Raw genomic sequence first — 17,209 nt, forward strand, 5'->3', positions numbered from 1 at the left:
AAGCCGAAGCCGGTGCAACCGGTGAAGCAGGCGAAGCCGGTGAAGCCGAGAGCGTCGAAGCCGGACGCCGTAGCACCGGACGCCGTAGGACCCGACCCCGTAGCGCCCGCCGCCGTAGCACCGGACCCCGTAGCACCGGACCCGGTCAAGCCGCCCGCAGGGCCACCTCCGGAGGCGCCCGCCCCGCGGATCGAATCCCTCTTCGGCCCCGACTCCCAGTTCCACCGCTTCTTCAACGACCCCCGCTGGGGCCTGGCGGTGATCAGGGCGACGGTCCTGGAAGCGGCGCACCCGCAGATCGGCGCGGCCCTGGCCGACAACTCCACCTTCGTCGCGCACCCGTGGCGGCGGCTGCGCAACACCCTCGTCAGCCTCCAGCGGATGTTCGGCGCGGACGACGCGGTACGGCAGCGGGAGGCGGCGCGCCTCAACCGCCTGCACGCGCGGCTCAACGGCGCCGACGCCCGGCACCGTCCGTACGACGCGATGGACCCCGAGGTCCGCGCGTGGGTGGTCGCGACGCTCTTCGAGAGTTCGGTCACGATGTGCCGGCTGAGCGGGCAGCCGCTCGACCAGACGACGATGGAGCAGCTCTACGCCGAATTCCAGGCGTTCCTCGGCGCCTTGGGAGACCCGGCAGGTCAACTGCCCCCTACACTGCCGGAGTTCTGGCAGTACTTCGACCGCATGGTCGAGGAGAAGCTGGAGAACACCGAGGCGCTGCGCATCATCCTCTACAAGCTCTTCGACCACCTCCCCGCGCCGCCCCTGCTGGACGGCCTGCCCACCGTCTGGGCGGCGGGCCGCGCGCTCGCCGGGCCCGTCATCGGGCAGATCACCGTCGCGTCCCTCCCCGAGCCCTTCCGCCGCCGCGCCGGTCTGCCCGAGATCCCCGGCGCCCAGACGCTGATGCAGGGCGCCTACATGGCCGCCGGCCTGGCCCGCTTCCTCCCCGAGGGCTGGATCAGGACCGAGACCCTCACCAACCTGATGGCCCTCACCTCCGACAGCGACGACCCCGCCTACGCCACGGTCACCGCCGTGCGCGACCGCATGAAGCAGGCGGGCGCCTTCATCCGCCTCGTCACGCCCTTCCCCGCCCAGCGCGAGTCCGCCGACGACGGCCCCACCTCCACCGGCACCTCCACACCGGGCGGATCGCGGCGCAGCGCCGACGAGTTCTTCAGCGAAGTCCTCGACCAGACCGGCGACGGCTTCCTCGACTGGCCCGATCTCGCCGCCATGGCCCGCGAGTTGTCCTCCCGCCTCGACCTCGACGAGCCCCAGGAGACCAAGCTCTACAACGCCTACGCCGACTGGTGGCGCGAACTCCAGTCCGCCCTCGACACCGACGGCGACGGCCGCGTCAGCAGAGCCGAATACACCGCCGCCGCCCCCACCCTCGCGGGCCCCGCCCTCATCCGCGTCGCCGAAGTCCTCTTCGACGTCACCGACAAGGACGGCAACCAGACCATCGACGCCACCGAATACCGCGCCCTCTTCCGCACCGCCTTCACCCGCACCGTCCCGGCCACCGCCTCCACCTACACCCGTTCCGCCTTCATCACCGACTTCCTCACCTTCATGTCCGCCCGCCACCGCTCCACCCCCTACGACCCCCTCCTCGCCGACGCCTGACATCCCCCACGCGGGGAACCGTTCGACGCCCGCTTACATCTGTCGCGTTCCGGGAGTAGAACCTTCTGTGACGCCACGGCCCCGGTCCGTGATCGCATGTACAGGTTCGTCGGTTCGAGGGAAGGTCCCCGTGCTGCCAGCGGAGCCGTGGCGCGACGTCATGAGCCAAGGGACGACACGGCGGTTTCGCCCGCGCAGCGTGATGCTGCGGCAGGGCGATCCCGGGACACATCTTCTGGCTCTCACCACCGGAATCGCGAAGGTTGTGAGCCGGGACCATCAGGGGGTCACGACACTGCTCGCCTTCCGCGGACCGGGTGACCTGCTGGGCGAGGTGTCGGTCTTTGACGGCAGGACGCGGATCGCCGATGTGATCGCGCTCAGCCCGTGCACGGCGGTGGTCCTGGAGGCCGAGCGCTTCCGTGCCTACGTCGAGCGGCATGGGCTGGTGATCGACCTGATGCGCCAAGCCATGCACCGGTTGCGTGAATCGGATCTGCTGCGCGCCGAGTTGCTCACCCTTCCCCTGGTGACCCGCCTCGCGCGCACGTTGGTGCGACTGGTCGAACTGGCGGGCTCGGGCCACGGTCGACCGATATCAGTACCGGCCACGGCACAGCCGGACTTGCCGGTCCGGTTGACCGGCCTCACGCAGGAAGAACTCGCCCAGTCCATCGGAGTGACCAGGAACGCCGTGGGCGTGGCGCTGCGCACCTTACGTGACGCCGGCGCAGTGGAGACGGCGCGACGGTCGATCGTGATCAAGGACCTGGACGGGTTACGGACGTGGGCCGATACGGCCTGACGTCCCGTCGGCCCGCTCTGCGGTCAGCCCTTGAAGGAGACGTGTCCGCTGTGACCGCGGTCACTCGCGGAGTGCCCTGCGCTGTGCAGAACGGCTCAAGACGTACGCGAATGCTGGGAGTCGGCCGCCAACCGGCAGTTGCACCGTCCAGAGCATCCGTCCGACGTCAGGAGCACACCTGTGAGCGTGACCGTTCCCGCCCCCTGGTCGCAGAGCCGACCGTTGCCTCCCTACCGCGCCCTCCTCGCGGTCGACGCGAAGGACTTCACCGGACTTCCGTCCGTTCTGCACGCCCCGGTGAGTGAGCTGATTCCCGAACTCGTCGATCGCGCACTGGAAAAGGCGGAGCTCAAGGACTTGAGGGACGCGAAGCGATTCCCGGCGAGTACGGGCGACGGCATCGTCTTCGGCTTCGACCCGATACATCTGCCCTATGTTCTCTGGCCGTTCCTGCCCGTACTCGACGAGATTCTCGGTCAGTACAACAGCTCCGAGGTGGGGCCGCGGATCAGGCTGCGGGCCAGCGTGCACGTCGGTCCGGTGCCGGACGCGGACGCCCCGGGCGACGGCAACGGCACCCCTCGCAACGACACACACAGGTTGCTGGACTCCCGGCAGGTCAAGGCGATGCTCGCCAATGCCAGCGAGCAGACCACGCACGTTGTCGCGATCCTCTCCAACCGTGTCTATGAGGATGCCGTAATCGGGGGATACACACAGTTGCACCCGGACCGCTGCACGGAGGTGCCCGCGACAGTGGACGGCAAGAACTTCGCCCAGCGGGCTTGGCTCTATGTCCCTTCGCCATCCGGGAACCTGCTCAGTGCGGGAGTTCCGGCGAGGGAGGAGCTCAAAGAGGCCCCCTCTGCCGACAGCGCTGACGCAGCGGTTGGTGCCCCGGCCGCTTCGGCAACGCCGGGTGTGCCACCGGCGGCCACGTATCACCGCAACAGCCAGGAAGTGGGAGACGGCAGCGCCGCGCTCATGGGGGGTGTGGGCGGGGACTTCAACTTCACGGGCCGGTCCACAACCCATCGCGCAGCCAACCAGCACTGGGGCAGCGGCGACAACGTCTCCGGCTCCAAGCACGTCGGCGGCGGTGCCGAGGACGACCGGTGACCGCGGAAACCGCAGACGCGCACGAAGTGCGCGGCGAGTGGGACATACCGCACCCTCGGGCCGAGGACGGCTCCGCCCCGGCGCCCCAGCCCGCCGGGTCGGCTTCGTACCAGGGCAATCGGCAGCAGGTGGGCGCCGGTGCCGCAGCTCACATGGGCGATGTGGGACGAGACCTGAATCTTCTCATCTTCCGCGACGGCGAAGAAGCCGCCGAGAACATCCTCACCCCACGGCTACGCGAAGGCGCATACTCCGCAGCGGAGATCGAGGACCGGCTGCGCGGCTTTGTCGAGCCCCCGTCGTATCCCCGATGCCGTGCGGTGCTGGAGGACCGCGTTCTCCTGTTGCGGGGCGCCCGCGGCGCTGGTGCGGCCACCGCGGCGTTCGCCCTGCTCCGTGAGCGGTTCGGCGCCGACGGCATCACCGGCCTCGATGCCGGACAGGACCTGGCCCGCTGGCGTCCGTCCGCACCGCGTGGCTACATCCTCGCGGGCGCCACACCGCAGACCGTCGACGCGCTCAACGATGTCGTGCTGAGCGCGATGGCCGGTCATCTGGTCCACGCCGGAGCCGCTTTGGTGATCGTGGTGGACGACGATCTCGCCCAGTCGGTGAAAGCGCGAAATCGGCTGGTGGACCATGTGCGTCCGCGGGCGTACGACGTCGCCGCAGGACACCTGAAGTCCGCCGTGGAATCGGGTGAGTTGTCGCCGGATCACCTCTCATCCGCCTGGTCGTACCTCGATGACCCGGTGTTCGCCGGATACCTCGACGCGGACCAACTTCCGCAGTCCGGGGTGGATGTCGCCGAGGAACTGCGAGCCGTGGCGGCCGGCGCCCAATCAGTGGAGGAGGCTGTCACCAACCTGAGTCAGGGCGGCGCGGACGAGGTGTGCCAATCTCTGGACCAGGTGGCCGGTAAGCCGGACGAACTGGCACTGCTCGCGGCGGTCGCCCTTCTGCACGGGGAGGACCGCCAGTCGGTACAGACGTACGCGGCGGCGCTGCGCGAGCGCCTCGGTAGGTGGGACACCACGCATGACCGAGCCGTCGACCTCGACGGCGACCGTACGCGTGTCCGCGATGTGCTTGTGCCCGATGTCCACGGCGCCCGGCCGCCGAACGTGCTGGGACCAAGCTTCGAAAGTCGGCTGGCGTGTGTGGAGGCGCGACTCCTGCCACGCCGACTGGTCCCCGGCGACAGTTCCAACTACTGGTCCCAAGCTGTCGACTTCCCGGCCAGGCACCGTGCGGACCAGGTGCTGCGGCAACTCTGGTGGGATCGGGCGGGCATGGAAACCCACCTTTGCGCGGTCCTTCTCAGCCGGGAGTACCAGCCCGGATACGACCTGACCGCCGGGCGGTCGATCGGGCGGGTTCTCTGCCATGCCACCGGTACCAGGCCGCTCCAGCCGCTCCAGGCGTTCGCGAAGTCGGGCCTGCGCTGGCACCGCCGGCTGGCGGCATACGCCCTCGGCGAGGCGGCGCAGAACGAACAGATGGTCGGCAGGGTGACGTCACAGGTGCGGGACTGGAGTCGGGTCGTCGATGTCAATCTCCGCTGCACAGTGGCGGAGACCTGCGCGGGCAGCTTTGGCCTGGGTCGCCCGGGTACCGCCCTGCAACTGCTGCACAAGGTGCTCGACGGCCCCGTCGAGCAGGAGACCGTCAGGAGACTCTACGCGGCCGTGTCCTTCGCGCTGAGGGCCCTGCTGACGGAGTCGGCAAACCGGGATCCGGTACTGCGTCGACTGGCCGAATGGTCCACCGCGCAGGTCGGCACCGGCCACCATGCCTACGCCGTGTACGTAATGGAACAACTCGGCCGCAGCGCCGTCGACGGTGGTCAGCGCACCGGCGCTCTCAAGCTGCGGCTCTCCGAACTGGTCGTGGAGCAGCCGGAGGCATTGGTTCCCCTGGTGATGGCGGCGTTGGAGAGTCCGGGCACGGACACAGTGATGTCAGCGGCGCTGACGGCCGTCGGTGAATCGCCCGACAGTCGCCACCGCGTCGCGCTGGCCGCCTTGCTCGAAACTCTCGCCGCCGAATCCACCGGGCGGCCGGGTGTTGTCGCCTTTCTCCTCACTTGGTACCACGCCCACTCTGCCGTCAGTCCTGCCGAATGGAGTCGCACATGAACGAGTCGCAGGTCTACGAGCCGCTGGTCGAAATGCCCACCTCCTCAGCGCTGTCGTGCCTGATCGCACTCCGGTGGAGTCGCGCCGTCCAGGCCCGCGCACTCGTGCTGTTGGACCCGAACGGGGAGGACCTCGTTGCCTACCCGAAGGACCGCGCGCCGGTGGGCTGGCACCCTCGGCTCGGCCTGATGAGCGCCTGGCGAGCGCCTGCGAGCGACGCGCGATGGGTGTCGCTGCGAGTACGCGAGTGCCAGGTGGAACCGCGGACTCGCGGTCGGGATTCGGGCGGCGAGTCCGGCCGAACGTATCCCCAGGGCCTGGCATGGTGGGTGAGCGATCCCGCCGTGGTCGCCCGACTCGCCCTCACCGAGGACGAGATGGTCCGGCGAATCGTCGAAAGCGCCTCGCTCAGTGGCGTCTGGCCCGGCCTGTCCGACGCGAGCCCTTCCCCCTTCAGCTCGGGGCGCCATGATCCCGGTAAGCCCTACCGCCTGGATCCACTGGGCGTCTCCTTCCGCTTCCGGCCGGGGCGCCCGGCCCTGTCGCCGCCACCGGCCCCGCCCGCGCTGCCGTCGCTGTGGGGGGCGGACCAGCACGAGGCGTACCGGTTCTATCGCGACGTTGTGGGCGGGGGTCCCCACGGCCTGGCGGCTCTGTGGCTGCTTTACCACCCGGACCAAGCCAAGGACGTCCTGCAATGGACTGTGGATCACCAGGGGTTGCTCGATGCCTCGGACAGTTGGGAGCACTCCTTGGCTTCGATGCTCCGGGAACTGACGGGAACTCATCGAGCCTTCATCGGCGTCAAGTTCGCGGAGATCCTCAGTGCAACTGGTGTGCCGCACGGCGAGGAGACGTTGGACCGAGTTCGCCGCGCGCAGGCCGCGGCGCCCGTGGACGCTCCAGGAGACTCGGCGTGGAGGTCGTAGGACCCGTCAGGCGAACTTGGCACTCTGGGCACGGCCCCATCACTCGCCCCTGTCGGGCAGTCGGCTCAGCCACTCGTCGAGCGCCGCGAAGTCCGCGGCCGTGAGGCCGTGGTGGGGGTCGACGCGGTGGAGCAGGGTGGGGGCGGGTCTTCCCGTGGAGGCCGGGGATGTCGTGGCTTTCGGAGGGGTCGGGCCAGGAGACGAAGGGGAGCTGGGGGAGGCCGAGGAGCGGGGAGAGGGAGATGTTGGCCTCGGATTCCCAGGTGGTGGCCCACACCAGCTCGCACGGCAGGGCGCTCATGCGGGCGCCCAGGGCGGGGTTGACCCGTGCCGGCAGGGGGTTGGCGTCGGGCCCGAGTTGGCTCTGCAGGTCGGGTAGCCGTCCGGGAGCTGCTTACGCGTCGCGCCGAAGGGGATGAGCGGTCCGTCGACGTCGAGGAAGAGCAGCGGGTGGGGGTGCGGGGCGGCGGCGGTCATGGCTGCACGGTAGGCGGTGGAGGTGGGGGATGGGTGGGGGTGTCAGGGTTTCAAATACGTTTCAATTGGGTGGGGTTGATGCTTTGTGGTGGGGCTCTTGACCTTCGGTGGGTGGCCGCTTAGGTTCGCGGCCACGGACTTGAAACGATTTTTTCGTGGGCGACGCGTGGGGTCGGCGCATGGGGAGATCGTGCCGAAGCAGAGATGCAGAGGAGACCCCGGTGATCGTGCGTGTGGTGACGGCGGTGCTGAGCTTGGTGGTCGTGGGGGTGGCGCCCGCGCAGGCCGGTGGGGCCGGGCACGGCGGCGGGGGCGGCGGGGGCGGCGGGGTGCGGGCCGGGAAGTTGACGGTGGAGCATCAGACCGAGCCGCTCGGGGTGGACGAGGCCAAGCCGCGGCTCGGGTGGACGCTGAGCGCGAGCGGCGACGCGCACGGCGCCAGGCAGACGGCGTACGAGATCGCGGTGTCGAGCACGCGCGACGGCCGCGCGGATGTGTGGGACAGCGGCGAGGTGCGCTCGGCGAAGTCCTTCGATGTCGAGTACGCGGGGCGCCAACTGCGGTCGCAGACGCGGTACTTCTGGCGCGTGCGGGTCTGGGACGGCGCGCACAAGGTGTCACGGTGGAGCCAACCGGCCTCGTTCGAGACGGCGTTCCTCAATCCGGGCCAGTTCAAGGGCGGTTGGATCGGCTCGCCGACGAAACCGGCGACCACGACGCTCACCGGCGCGGACTGGATCTGGTACCCGGAGGGCAAACCGGCCGATTCGGCGCCCGCGGCCACGCGGTACTTCCGCCGCACCGTCGACCTTCCCGCCAACGCCGCCGTCACGGCGGCCCCGTTCGAGCTGACGGCCGACGACAGCTTCGTCCTCTACGTCAACGGCAAGGAGATCGCGCACTCGCCGCAGGTCAGCAACTCCTGGAGCACGGCCACCGTCACGGACATCGCGGCCGACCTGCGGCCCGGCCGTAACGTCATCGCGGTCCAGGCCGTCAACACCTTCCCCGGCCCGGCCGGGGTGATCGGCACGCTGCACATCGACGGCTCGGCGGGCGTCCCGCCCGACCTCGTCACCGACGCCGCCTGGAAGGCGAGCGACACCGCGCCGACCGGCTGGCAGCAGCCGGACTTCGACGACGCGGCCTGGCCCGCGGCCCTGGAAGCCGCGCATTACGGCGACGCGCCCTGGTACAGCTCGGTCAGCGTCCCGAGCCCGCCCGAGCCGCTGCTGCGCAAGGACTTCACCACCGGCGGCGCGAAGGGCAAGGCCCAGCGCCCCAAGAGGGTCGCGTCCGCCCGCGCCTACGTCGCCGGGCTCGGCTACTACAAGCTCTACCTCAACGGACAGCGCGTCGGCGACCACGAACTCGACCCGGCCTTCACCGTCTACGACAAGACGGTGCTGTACGCGACGTACGACGTCACCAAGTCCCTGCGCAGCGGCGGCAACACGCTCGGCGTGAGCCTCGGCCGCGGGTACTACGCGATGACGAACCCCGACGAGTGGAACGCCTCGCCCTGGCACAGCGAGCCGAAGCTGAAGCTCGAACTCGACATCACCTACACCGACGGCAGCACCCAACAGGTGACCAGCGACGGCAGTTGGCAGGCCGCCGACGGCCCGACGCGCACCGAATCCGTCCTGTACGGCGAGACGTACGACGCGCGGCTCGAACAACCCGGCTGGAACAAGCCGGGGTTCGACGCCACCGCCTGGAAGTCCGCGCTCCCCGTCACCGCCCCGGGCGGCACCCTCCGCGCGCAGGCGTTCCCGCCGATCAAGGTGACCGGCACCCTCCCGGTCAAGCAGGTCACCACGCCCAGGAGCGACGCGACGAGCACCGTCAAGGTGTACGACTTCGCCTCGCCCACGGCGGGTTGGGCGGACACCGCGCTCCGCGGCCCCGCCGGCTCCGTCGTCACGATCACGTACGGCGAAAAGCTGCTCGCCGACGGCACGGTCGACAACGCCGGGCTCCAGACGTACACGTACACGCTCAAGGGCGCGCCGGGCGGCGAGAGTTACCGCCCCAGCTACAGCTACGACGGCTTCCGCTACGTACAGGTCGCCGCGCCCGCGGGCGTCACCGTCACCTCCGTCAAGGGCGAGCGGGTGCACACGGCGGTCACCGCCACCGGCGACTTCAGCAGTTCGAGCGACCTGCTCAACCGCTTCCAGGACGCCCAGGCGAACACGACGCTGAACAACCTGCACTCGATCCCGACCGACACCCCGATGTACGAGAAGCGGCCGTACGACGCGGACGCGCACCTCACCGCCGACTCCGCCATCGCCAACTTCGACATGGAGAACTTCTACGAGAACTGGATGCGCGCCCACCGCGACGACCAGAACGCGGACGGCACGCTCGGCCACACCGTGCCCGGCACCGTCGGCGCCAAGGGCGTGAACGACCCGGTCTGGTCGGCGAGTTTCGTGCTGATCAACTGGGATCTGTACTGGTACTACGGCGACATCCGGCCGCTGGCGGACAACTACGCCGCGATGAAGCTGTGGCTCGACCACTACGAGCAGACCATCGCGAAGACGGGCAACGTCTACACCGGCTTCAGCTACGGCGACTGGGTCGCGCCCGGCGCCGCGTTCCCGCCGGAGGGCACCCGGCTCTCGGGCACCGCGTACATCCACCAGACGGCCACCATGATGGCCAGGATCGCCCGCGCCCTCGGACACGGCGCCGACGCCGCGCACTTCGACGCCTTCGCGACGACGACGGCGAACGCCATCAACGCGAACTTCTACGACGCCAAGGCGAAGGCGTACTACGACAACAAGGACGCGGGCTACCGGCAGACGTCCAACCTGCTGCCGCTCAGCCTCGGCATCGTCCCCGCGTCCGAGCGCGCGGCCGTCGTCGCCAACCTCACGAACGACATCAGGACCCGTGGCCGCCACCTCAACACCGGTGCGCTCGGCACCAAGTTGATCCTCCCCGTCCTCACCGACACCGGCAACGGCGACCTCGCCTACGACGTCGCCACCAACCCCACCTACCCCGGCTGGGGTTACTGGTTCCAGGGCCTCGGCGCCACGACCATGTGGGAGGAGTGGCAGGACACGTCACGCTCCCACGACCACGCCTTCCTCGGCACGGTCGACGACTGGCTCTACCAGCGCGTCGCGGGCATCGAGCCCGCCGCGCCCGGCTACACCCGGATCACGATCCGGCCCCACCCGGTCGGCGACCTCACCGAAGCCTCCGCTCACGTCGAGTCCCCGCTCGGCCGCGTGGCCTCCTCCTGGACCCTCGACCACGGCCGCTTCACGCTCCGCGCCACCGTCCCCGTGGGCGCCACGGCCCAGATCCTGGTCCCGGCCCGCACCCGCGCCGCCGTCCACGCCCCCTCCGACGCCCGGTTCACCGGCCTGAAGGACGGCTACGCCGCCTACGAGGTCGGGTCCGGCGACTACGTCTTCCGCGTCGCCGGCTGACGGCGGAGCGGCGGGGCGGCGTGACTGCGGGGCGGCCCGACTGCGGAGCGGCGCGACGGCGGAGCGGCCCGGCGGCACCGGTCCGCCGCCGGGGCGGCGATATCCGGCCACGGCGGCAGGGGCCGGTGAGGGGGCCGCGTGAGGTGGTTCCCGTGGGGAAAGTGGGGCCAGGGCCGGGGGCGGGAGAAATGGATTTCCCGTGCGTGGCGGGGCGCCGCCCCACATGTGTATGCGGCATGGCGCATGCCAAAACACCGTCCCGCGGAATCTGTCGACCGTGTGACGGGCGGGGTGGATGTTTTGGCTGAGGCCGGTTGGGGCCCGCTGGGGCCGGGCTGAGGGAAAAGGGAATTTGGCGGGCGGAAATTCACCGACGGGCAAATTCCGACCGCATATTCCGTCCGGCAGGGTCGGCAGGGCCGGTGGAGCCGGGGGTGCCGGTGGACCCCGGGGAGCCGGTGGACCCGACGCGGCGGATGGAGCAGGTGGAACGGATGGAGCGGGTGGAGCCGGTCGGGCTCAGACCTCCAGGCCGTTCTCGACCTGCTTGAGCACGTGCCGCGCCAGGGCGAGGTTGGCCCGGCTCCGGTCGAGCGCGAGGTAGAGGAAGAGCGAGCCGGTGCTGCTGCCGAGCAGGCGGATCAGGTGGTACTGGGTGCCCAGCGTGATGAGGATGTCCTCGATCGTGTCGTCGATGGCGAGCATCGACAGCGTGCGGACCTTGGCGCGTACGACCTCGGTGTTGCCCGCCGCCGCCACCTCCAGGTCCAGGCCCCGGCCGCCGCCGAGCGTGCCGAGCGCCATGCCGCTCTCGTAGTCGACGAGCGCGACCCCGATGGCGCCTTCGACGGACATCGCTTCTTTGAGTGCCGACTCAATGTTCACGGGAATTCCCTTGGTTGTGCAGGTCCATGGGTGTCGCGGACCGTACGGGCGAGGATCGGCGTGAGCGGAAAACAGCTATGCGCGATCACAGGTGAAAGAGTTCGGCGTTAAAGTACTCTGCCAGGTGTTCGAAAGTGAAGGGGTGCCTGTGGACGCGCTGGAGTCGGTACTCGGCGAAGTCCTTTCCGCTGCCGGGACGTCAGGGACTGCTGGGACCTCGGGTGCGTCCGGGACGTCCGGTGCGGCCCTGGTCGACGCGGTGACCGGTCTCACATACGCCGAGAGCGGGGACTGCGCGGTGGCCGGAAACGGACCTGATGTCTGCCGTCTGCTGAGCCTCATCGAGGACGGGCTGCACGAGGCGGGAGCGGAGGGCGAGTTGGAGAGCGTGGTGGTGACCGGGCGGCGGACGTACCACGTCGTGCGGGTCGTGGCCCGGCAGGGCGACCCGGTGCTGATCTCCACGGTGCTCGACCGCGCCGACACCAATCTGGCGCTGGCCGCCCGGCACATCGCCACGGCCGCCGAGGGCCTGTTCGCATGACGGCTGACAGCGGGACCGAGCCCGACGACGTGTCCGAGCCTGAGTCCGTGTCCGAGCCCGATCCCTCGCCCGACTCCGACCCCGACCCCGAGCTGCGCGTGCCCCGGAACGTCCCCGCTCTCCTCGCCCAGCTCCGCCAGGAGCGCTTCACCGGAGCCGTCACCGTCGAAGGCGGCCCCGGTGGCACCCTCTTCCTCCGCGAAGGACTGGTCGGCGCCGTCGAGACACCCGCCGCCCCCTCCGCCCGGTCGCTGCTGCTGAAGTCCGGGCGGATCGACGAGCGGGAGTGGGAGGCCGCGCTGGCCGCGCTCCCCGAAAACGGCGAACTGGGCGCGGTGTTGACCGCGCGCGGATCGGTTACGGCGGCGGAGCTGTTCGTCGTCTGCACCGCCGCGCTCTTCGACGGCGCCTTCGCGATGGCCCTGCAACCGGTGACCGGCTGGCGCACGGACCCGGAACGCGGCCCAGGACACGGTCCCGGACGCGGCCCCGAACTGGCCGCCTGGCCCGGCCAGGAGCCCGCGCGCCTGACCGAGGAGACGGCGCTGCGGCTGCGGACGCTGCGCGAAATGGTGCCGTCCGTAGGGGAGTTCGCGCGCGGAGCGGTCCGCGCGGAGGCCAGGTCCGACGCGGACCGTATCGGCGAGCGCGGCCGTACGCTGCTGCTCGCCGCCAACGGCCGCCGCACACCGCGCGATCTCGCGTTCGCGCTGGGGCGCGGGGTGTACCCGGTGATGTTCGACCTGGCCAGGATCGCGACCCGCAGGGCCGCCGCGCGCGACGACGACCCGCTCGCGCCGCGCCCGCTGCTGACCGCGCGGGCCGCCGACCGGCAGTCACCGCCGCCGCCGGGCGCCGACGACAGGCCGCTTCCGCGCCGCCAGCCCGGCGGCCAACTGCCGTCTACACGACCGCCGTCGGAGCGCAAGCCGCCCGGTCACCCCCATCACTCGTCACCGAACCACCCGTCACAGAACAACCTGTTGCCGTGAGCGGGACAGCGACCGGCCTGCCCGAGGAGAGTGCACCATGACCAGTGCCGCCCCTTACGAAGCGCTCGTCGCTTCGCTCAAGTCCCTGCGTGAACGCGTGATGGGCGTCAACGAAACGGTGATCTCCACCTCGGACGGGCTGCTCGTGGCCGCCGACACCGCGACCGTGCAGCCCGAGTCGGTGGCGGCGCTCGCCGCCGCGAGCCTCGGCGTCGGCCGCCGCACGGCGGCGGAGGTCGGTCTCGGCGGGCTGCGCGATGTCGTCGTCCGCTGCAACGGCGGCTATATCGTCGTCCTGTCCGTCGGCGAACACGCCCTGTTGGTGATCCTCGCCGACGAGGGACTCGACCTGCCGGGCCTCCACCGCGAGTCCCCGGCGACGGTCGACCGCCTCGTCTCCCTCCTCAGCGCCGCCTGACGCCTTCGGCCCGGCCGACATCCAGGCCCGACACCGCCCGACACGGTCCGACATCGCCCGACACGGTCCGGACACCGACACGGTCCGGACACCGGCCCCGACACCGACACGGACGCGGCCCCGACATCGCCCCGCATCGGAAGCGGGGCGGAAGCGCCCGGCGGGTACCCGCGGAAGCGCCCGCCGCGGTCGACTGAGGTGTGCGCGGCCGGCCGGGCCGACGCCTCGGGCGGGACGGGGACGGGCAGATGGGCGGGTACAGCCGGTCGTACGGTACGGGCTCGGGGACGCGTACGGTCGCGGCTACGGCTACGGCTACGGCTACGGCTACGGCTACGGCCACGGTCGCGGCGACGCCCACGCACCCGCCGTCACTCGGCCAGGTCCGCCCCCGCGAAGGGCTCCGGGACCTTCTCCGCACCCCCCGCAACGGCCCCCTCCGCGACCCTCTCCACCACCGGCCGCCCACCCGGCTCCGCCACCGCCTCCCCGTACCGCTCCTCGAACCGCCGCTCCACCGGCGACAGATCCGTCCTGCCCAGGTCCTCGGGCCTGATGACGATCCGCAACTCCGGTGTCAGAGCCGCGTATCGACGGCAGGCGCCGATGAACGAGTCGACGATCAGGGCCGCGAGCTGCCCGCGGTCGAGGTCGGTGACGCGCGCGAGTCCGGAGCCGATGAGCGGGACGGCCAGCGGCTTGAACAGGCCGTTCACGGCCACCGACGCCCAGAGGCTGTCCAGGCTGGCCCGCAGGTCGTCATGGCCGGAGTGCGCGACGAGGTCGTTGCCGATCCGCGAATACGCCGTCGCGAAGACCCGCCGTCCGTCCACCGGTACGGCGACGGTCGTGCCCACCGGGTAGCGCACGCGCCGGCCGCGCGGTTTGGCGCGGCTGCTCTCCGTCCCGACGGCGGGCACCGCGCGCAGCCCGGCCCGCAGCTTCTCGTCCAGCAGGCGGCGCTGGCCGGCGAACAGCCGGTCCACGAGCTGGCCCTGGACGCTGCCGCGGCTGATGACGACGTCCTCGTCGGTCGCGGTGTCGAAGGTGTCGGTGAAGCCGACCACCAGATTGGCGTCCGTCTGGTCGAACAGGTCGCCCTGCACGAGCACGACGTCCACCTGCCGGCCGGGCAACGGCACCGCGTGGCGCAGCAGTTCGGCGCCGTGCCGCGCGCGCAGGGCGGTCCGCAGGGCTTCGAGCGTGCGGGCCGCGTCCGGGTCGCCGGGATGCTCGCGGGCGATCAACTCGGCCACCGGCAGAGCGAGATCGGGGCGGCCGAGTTCGGTGCGGGAGCGGACCAGGCCGCGTCGGGCGGAGTCCTGGAGCGCGGTGAGCCGCCGGACGAAGTCGACGGCGAACGCCTCCCCGTTGACCTCGGCAAGCGGCCGTCCGCGCACCATGCCCAGCGCCTCGGCCAACCGGTGGGCCGCGGTCGCGGGCGGCGCGAGCAGCGCCTCGCCGACGACCGCCGTGAACCGCGCGCTGTCCAACTCCTCCGCGCGCGGCACCAGTCGGTACGCGGTCTCCGCCCCGCCCACGGTGACCTGCTGCTCGGTCCGCAGCAGCCGGGCGGCCGTGCCGTCCTGACCCGGGTCGAGGGCGCGCCGCAACTCCAGGACACGCTTTTGCACCTCGTTGCGATTGCGCTGTGCCTGGTGCCGCGGCTCGTCGGCCAGCCCCCAGACGTCGCGGCGCAGTTGACGTACGGGAACGGCCTCGCCCTCGGCGGCCACCAGCCGGACCAGCAGCCGGGTCGTGAGCGGTGTCAGCCGTACGGGAAGGCCGTCGACTTCGAGCAGTACGGGCCCCAGCACATTTATCCGAACGTGCGTCATTGCTTTCCCCACCCGTTTCCGCCTCCCTCGACGCAAACCCCCGGAGGCGAATGCCAGATTATCAAGCCGCCTTGGAAAAACCATGAGTTCCGCTGATCCCACAGGCCCGGTTCCGGCCCTCCCGCCGACAGGGGTGCGGCGCAGGATGCGCGTGCGCGCGCGGTTACGCGTGCGGTTACGGCGCGGATCGCCTACCGGGCCGCGTTCCCCGTCGCTTCCCCCGCCGCGTTCTCCGTCGCGTTCTCCGTCGCGTTCCGTGTTACGGACTCGGCTCCTCGCTCGCTTACGGTTGCGTGTGGCGCGGCGCGCCCGGCAGATCTTCGTGCGCAATGCCATTGCGGCATTCGGCGGAATATCCGCGGTCCTCCAGTTCGTGGGGCAGCTCTTTCCCCAGAGCTTTCCCGATCCGGCCCCGGTGACCGCGGCATCGGTGGCGGCCTGCGTGCTGTGGGGCATCGGCAGGGCCCGGCCGGTCACGCGCGTGCGGCAGGAGTTCCGGCGCCCCGACATGACGGTGGTGGTCGAGGAGGGCGACCTGTTCGAGCAGGCCGCGCACCTCGTGATCGGCTTCACCGACACCTTCGACACCGCCCCCGAGGGCGGCCTGGTCATCAACGAGGCGAGCGTCCAGGGGCAGTTGCTCGCCCGCCGCTACGACGACGACCTCCCGCGCCTGGACGCCGAGTTGGACGCGGCCCTCGGCGCGGTGACGCCCGTCGCGCGCGAGGACCGGGCCCGCAAGCCGCTGGGCAAGCTGGACCGCTACCCGATCGGCACGGTGGCGGTCCTCGGCACCCGCCCGCGGCTGACGTTCGCGGCGGCGTACAGCCGTATCGGCAACGACTACGTGGCCGCGTCCAGCGTGGAGGACCTCTGGTTCAGCCTCAACCGGCTCTGGGACACGGTGAGTCGGTACGCGCGCCCGGATGCGGTGGCGATGCCGCTGGTCGGTTCGGGGCTGTCCCGTCTCGACTACCTCGACCAGGACAGCCTGTTGCGGCTGATCCTGATGTCGTTCATCGCAAGGTCCCGCGAGGGCGCGGTCTGCCGTGAGCTGCGGGTGGTGGTCCGGTCCGCGGACCTGGAGCGCGTCAACATGCCGGAAGTGGCCGCTTTCTTGCGGACGTTGGCGTCGGGCGTCGACCGCGCGTAAGGCGGACGCCGGATGGCGCGTGCGGACCGTACGAGAAGGGGCGGCCGGTCTCCGGCCGCCCCTTGCTCCGTCCTGCGAGGTGATGCGGTGCGTGTCCGGCGGGCCGCGGGTCAGGCGAGCCGCCGATAGGCCGACAGATTCTCGAAGTACGACGTGTCGCGCCAGTCAGAGCGGCTGTCGTCCACCGGGCACTCGGCCACCTTCAGCCGGGCGACGACCTTCTCCAGCGACGACTGCGAACCGTCGAAGCGGATGACGTTGAGGCCCTCGATGTCGGTGGCGTGCCGCAGCCGGCCCACCTCGACGATGACCGTGCGCGCGCGGTACGCCATCAGCACCATGCCCAGCTCGATCAGCACGTTCTGCCGGGGCTGCCCGGTGTACTGCACCTCGTCCACCCGCTCGTAGTCACCGAGGAGTTCGGGGTGCAGCTTGGCGGTGTCGTCCGGGGTGAGCAGCACGAGCGCGGCCTGCGCGAGCGACGGCGCGTTCGCGATCACCTCACCGATGTAGGGCGAAGTCTTGCCGGTCGCCCGCACCAACTCCTCCCACTCCAGCGGGCGCAGGTCGAGCCGCCGCAGCAGCCCGAACATCGCGAGCCGCGCCTGTTCGTCCCGGCCGTGCACGACGAAGACGTTACGGCTGCGGAGGCCGTCGTACGGCGTCGGCGCCGGGGAGTCCGGCCGCGCGGTCCCGGTGGCGGCCGGCTTCTGCGCGGCGGCCAGAACAGGACGGTATTCGTACCCGAAGTGCTCATTTCCGGAACCGGAAACGGTCATGCGCTTGTCCTGGTGATCCATTTCGTCGCCCATGCT

Annotated in this window: 13 protein-coding genes and 1 pseudogene; 10 read left to right on the forward strand and 4 right to left on the reverse strand. The window is 70.8% G+C overall.

What is annotated here, in order from left to right; genetic code table 11:
• Positions 1-189 precede the first annotated feature (189 nt).
• The 5 genes from ACIO6U_RS13080 to ACIO6U_RS13100 all read left to right on the forward strand — a co-directional run bounded on the left by ACIO6U_RS13080 (position 190) and on the right by ACIO6U_RS13100 (position 6,629).
• Complete coding sequence (locus ACIO6U_RS13080) at positions 190-1,638, forward strand: oxygenase MpaB family protein (protein ID WP_401718552.1); 1,449 nt, start codon at positions 190-192, stop codon at positions 1,636-1,638.
• Positions 1,639-1,768: 130 nt separating this feature from the next.
• On the forward strand, positions 1,769-2,443 hold the full coding sequence (locus ACIO6U_RS13085; protein ID WP_391042365.1) for a cyclic nucleotide-binding domain-containing protein: 675 nt from the start codon (positions 1,769-1,771) through the stop codon (positions 2,441-2,443).
• A gap of 180 nt (positions 2,444-2,623) precedes the next feature.
• Positions 2,624-3,562 carry a hypothetical protein gene (locus tag ACIO6U_RS13090; RefSeq protein WP_391042366.1) on the forward strand — a complete coding sequence of 313 codons (939 nt, stop codon included), beginning with the start codon at positions 2,624-2,626 and terminating at the stop codon, positions 3,560-3,562.
• A complete protein-coding gene (locus ACIO6U_RS13095; RefSeq protein ID WP_401718296.1) occupies positions 3,559-5,700 on the forward strand; it encodes a hypothetical protein in 2,142 nt (713 codons plus the stop codon). Before ACIO6U_RS13090 ends, ACIO6U_RS13095 begins: the two co-directional genes overlap by 4 nt.
• Positions 5,697-6,629 carry a hypothetical protein gene (locus ACIO6U_RS13100; RefSeq protein ID WP_391042370.1) on the forward strand — a complete coding sequence of 311 codons (933 nt, stop codon included), beginning with the start codon at positions 5,697-5,699 and terminating at the stop codon, positions 6,627-6,629. The genes ACIO6U_RS13095 and ACIO6U_RS13100 overlap by 4 nt, the downstream gene beginning before the upstream one ends.
• Before the next feature lie 39 nt (positions 6,630-6,668).
• Here the strand turns inward: ACIO6U_RS13100 and ACIO6U_RS13105 are convergent.
• Positions 6,669-7,106: pseudogene (locus ACIO6U_RS13105) on the reverse strand (hypothetical protein).
• A gap of 221 nt (positions 7,107-7,327) precedes the next feature.
• Here ACIO6U_RS13105 and ACIO6U_RS13110 point away from each other — a divergent pair.
• Positions 7,328-10,564, forward strand: a complete 3,237-nt coding sequence (locus tag ACIO6U_RS13110) for a family 78 glycoside hydrolase catalytic domain (RefSeq protein WP_401718299.1) — start codon at positions 7,328-7,330, stop codon at positions 10,562-10,564.
• Between the two features lie 519 nt (positions 10,565-11,083).
• Here ACIO6U_RS13110 and ACIO6U_RS13115 read toward each other — a convergent pair.
• Positions 11,084-11,449, reverse strand: coding sequence for a hypothetical protein (locus tag ACIO6U_RS13115; protein WP_355336472.1), 366 nt, complete (start codon positions 11,447-11,449; stop codon positions 11,084-11,086).
• A gap of 142 nt (positions 11,450-11,591) precedes the next feature.
• On the opposite strand from ACIO6U_RS13115, the gene ACIO6U_RS13120 reads away from it, so the two are divergent.
• The 3 genes from ACIO6U_RS13120 to ACIO6U_RS13130 are packed head-to-tail and all read left to right on the forward strand — an operon-like array spanning position 11,592 to position 13,403.
• Complete coding sequence (locus ACIO6U_RS13120) at positions 11,592-11,993, forward strand: hypothetical protein (RefSeq protein ID WP_401718302.1); 402 nt, start codon at positions 11,592-11,594, stop codon at positions 11,991-11,993.
• 47 nt (positions 11,994-12,040) lie between these two features.
• On the forward strand, positions 12,041-12,985 hold the full coding sequence (locus ACIO6U_RS13125) for a hypothetical protein (RefSeq protein WP_401718305.1): 945 nt from the start codon (positions 12,041-12,043) through the stop codon (positions 12,983-12,985).
• A 37-nt stretch (positions 12,986-13,022) separates the two neighbouring features.
• Entirely contained in the window at positions 13,023-13,403 is a 381-nt protein-coding gene (locus ACIO6U_RS13130; RefSeq protein ID WP_401718310.1) for a roadblock/LC7 domain-containing protein, read from the forward strand.
• A gap of 371 nt (positions 13,404-13,774) precedes the next feature.
• On the opposite strand, the gene ACIO6U_RS13135 is transcribed toward ACIO6U_RS13130, so the two are convergent.
• The gene (locus ACIO6U_RS13135) at positions 13,775-15,241 is read right to left on the reverse strand and encodes a macro domain-containing protein (protein ID WP_401718313.1); all 1,467 of its coding nucleotides are present in this window, start codon (positions 15,239-15,241) and stop codon (positions 13,775-13,777) included.
• 322 nt (positions 15,242-15,563) lie between these two features.
• On the opposite strand from ACIO6U_RS13135, the gene ACIO6U_RS13140 reads away from it, so the two are divergent.
• On the forward strand, positions 15,564-16,394 hold the full coding sequence (locus ACIO6U_RS13140; RefSeq protein ID WP_401718316.1) for a macro domain-containing protein: 831 nt from the start codon (positions 15,564-15,566) through the stop codon (positions 16,392-16,394).
• Between the two features lie 110 nt (positions 16,395-16,504).
• Here the strand turns inward: ACIO6U_RS13140 and ACIO6U_RS13145 are convergent, their stop codons facing one another.
• Positions 16,505-17,206, reverse strand: coding sequence for a TIR domain-containing protein (locus ACIO6U_RS13145; protein WP_391159104.1), 702 nt, complete (start codon positions 17,204-17,206; stop codon positions 16,505-16,507).
• Positions 17,207-17,209 lie beyond the last annotated feature (3 nt).

It is taken from the genome of Streptomyces sp. NPDC087422 (assembly GCF_044744145.1).
GTDB lineage: Bacteria > Actinomycetota > Actinomycetes > Streptomycetales > Streptomycetaceae > Actinacidiphila.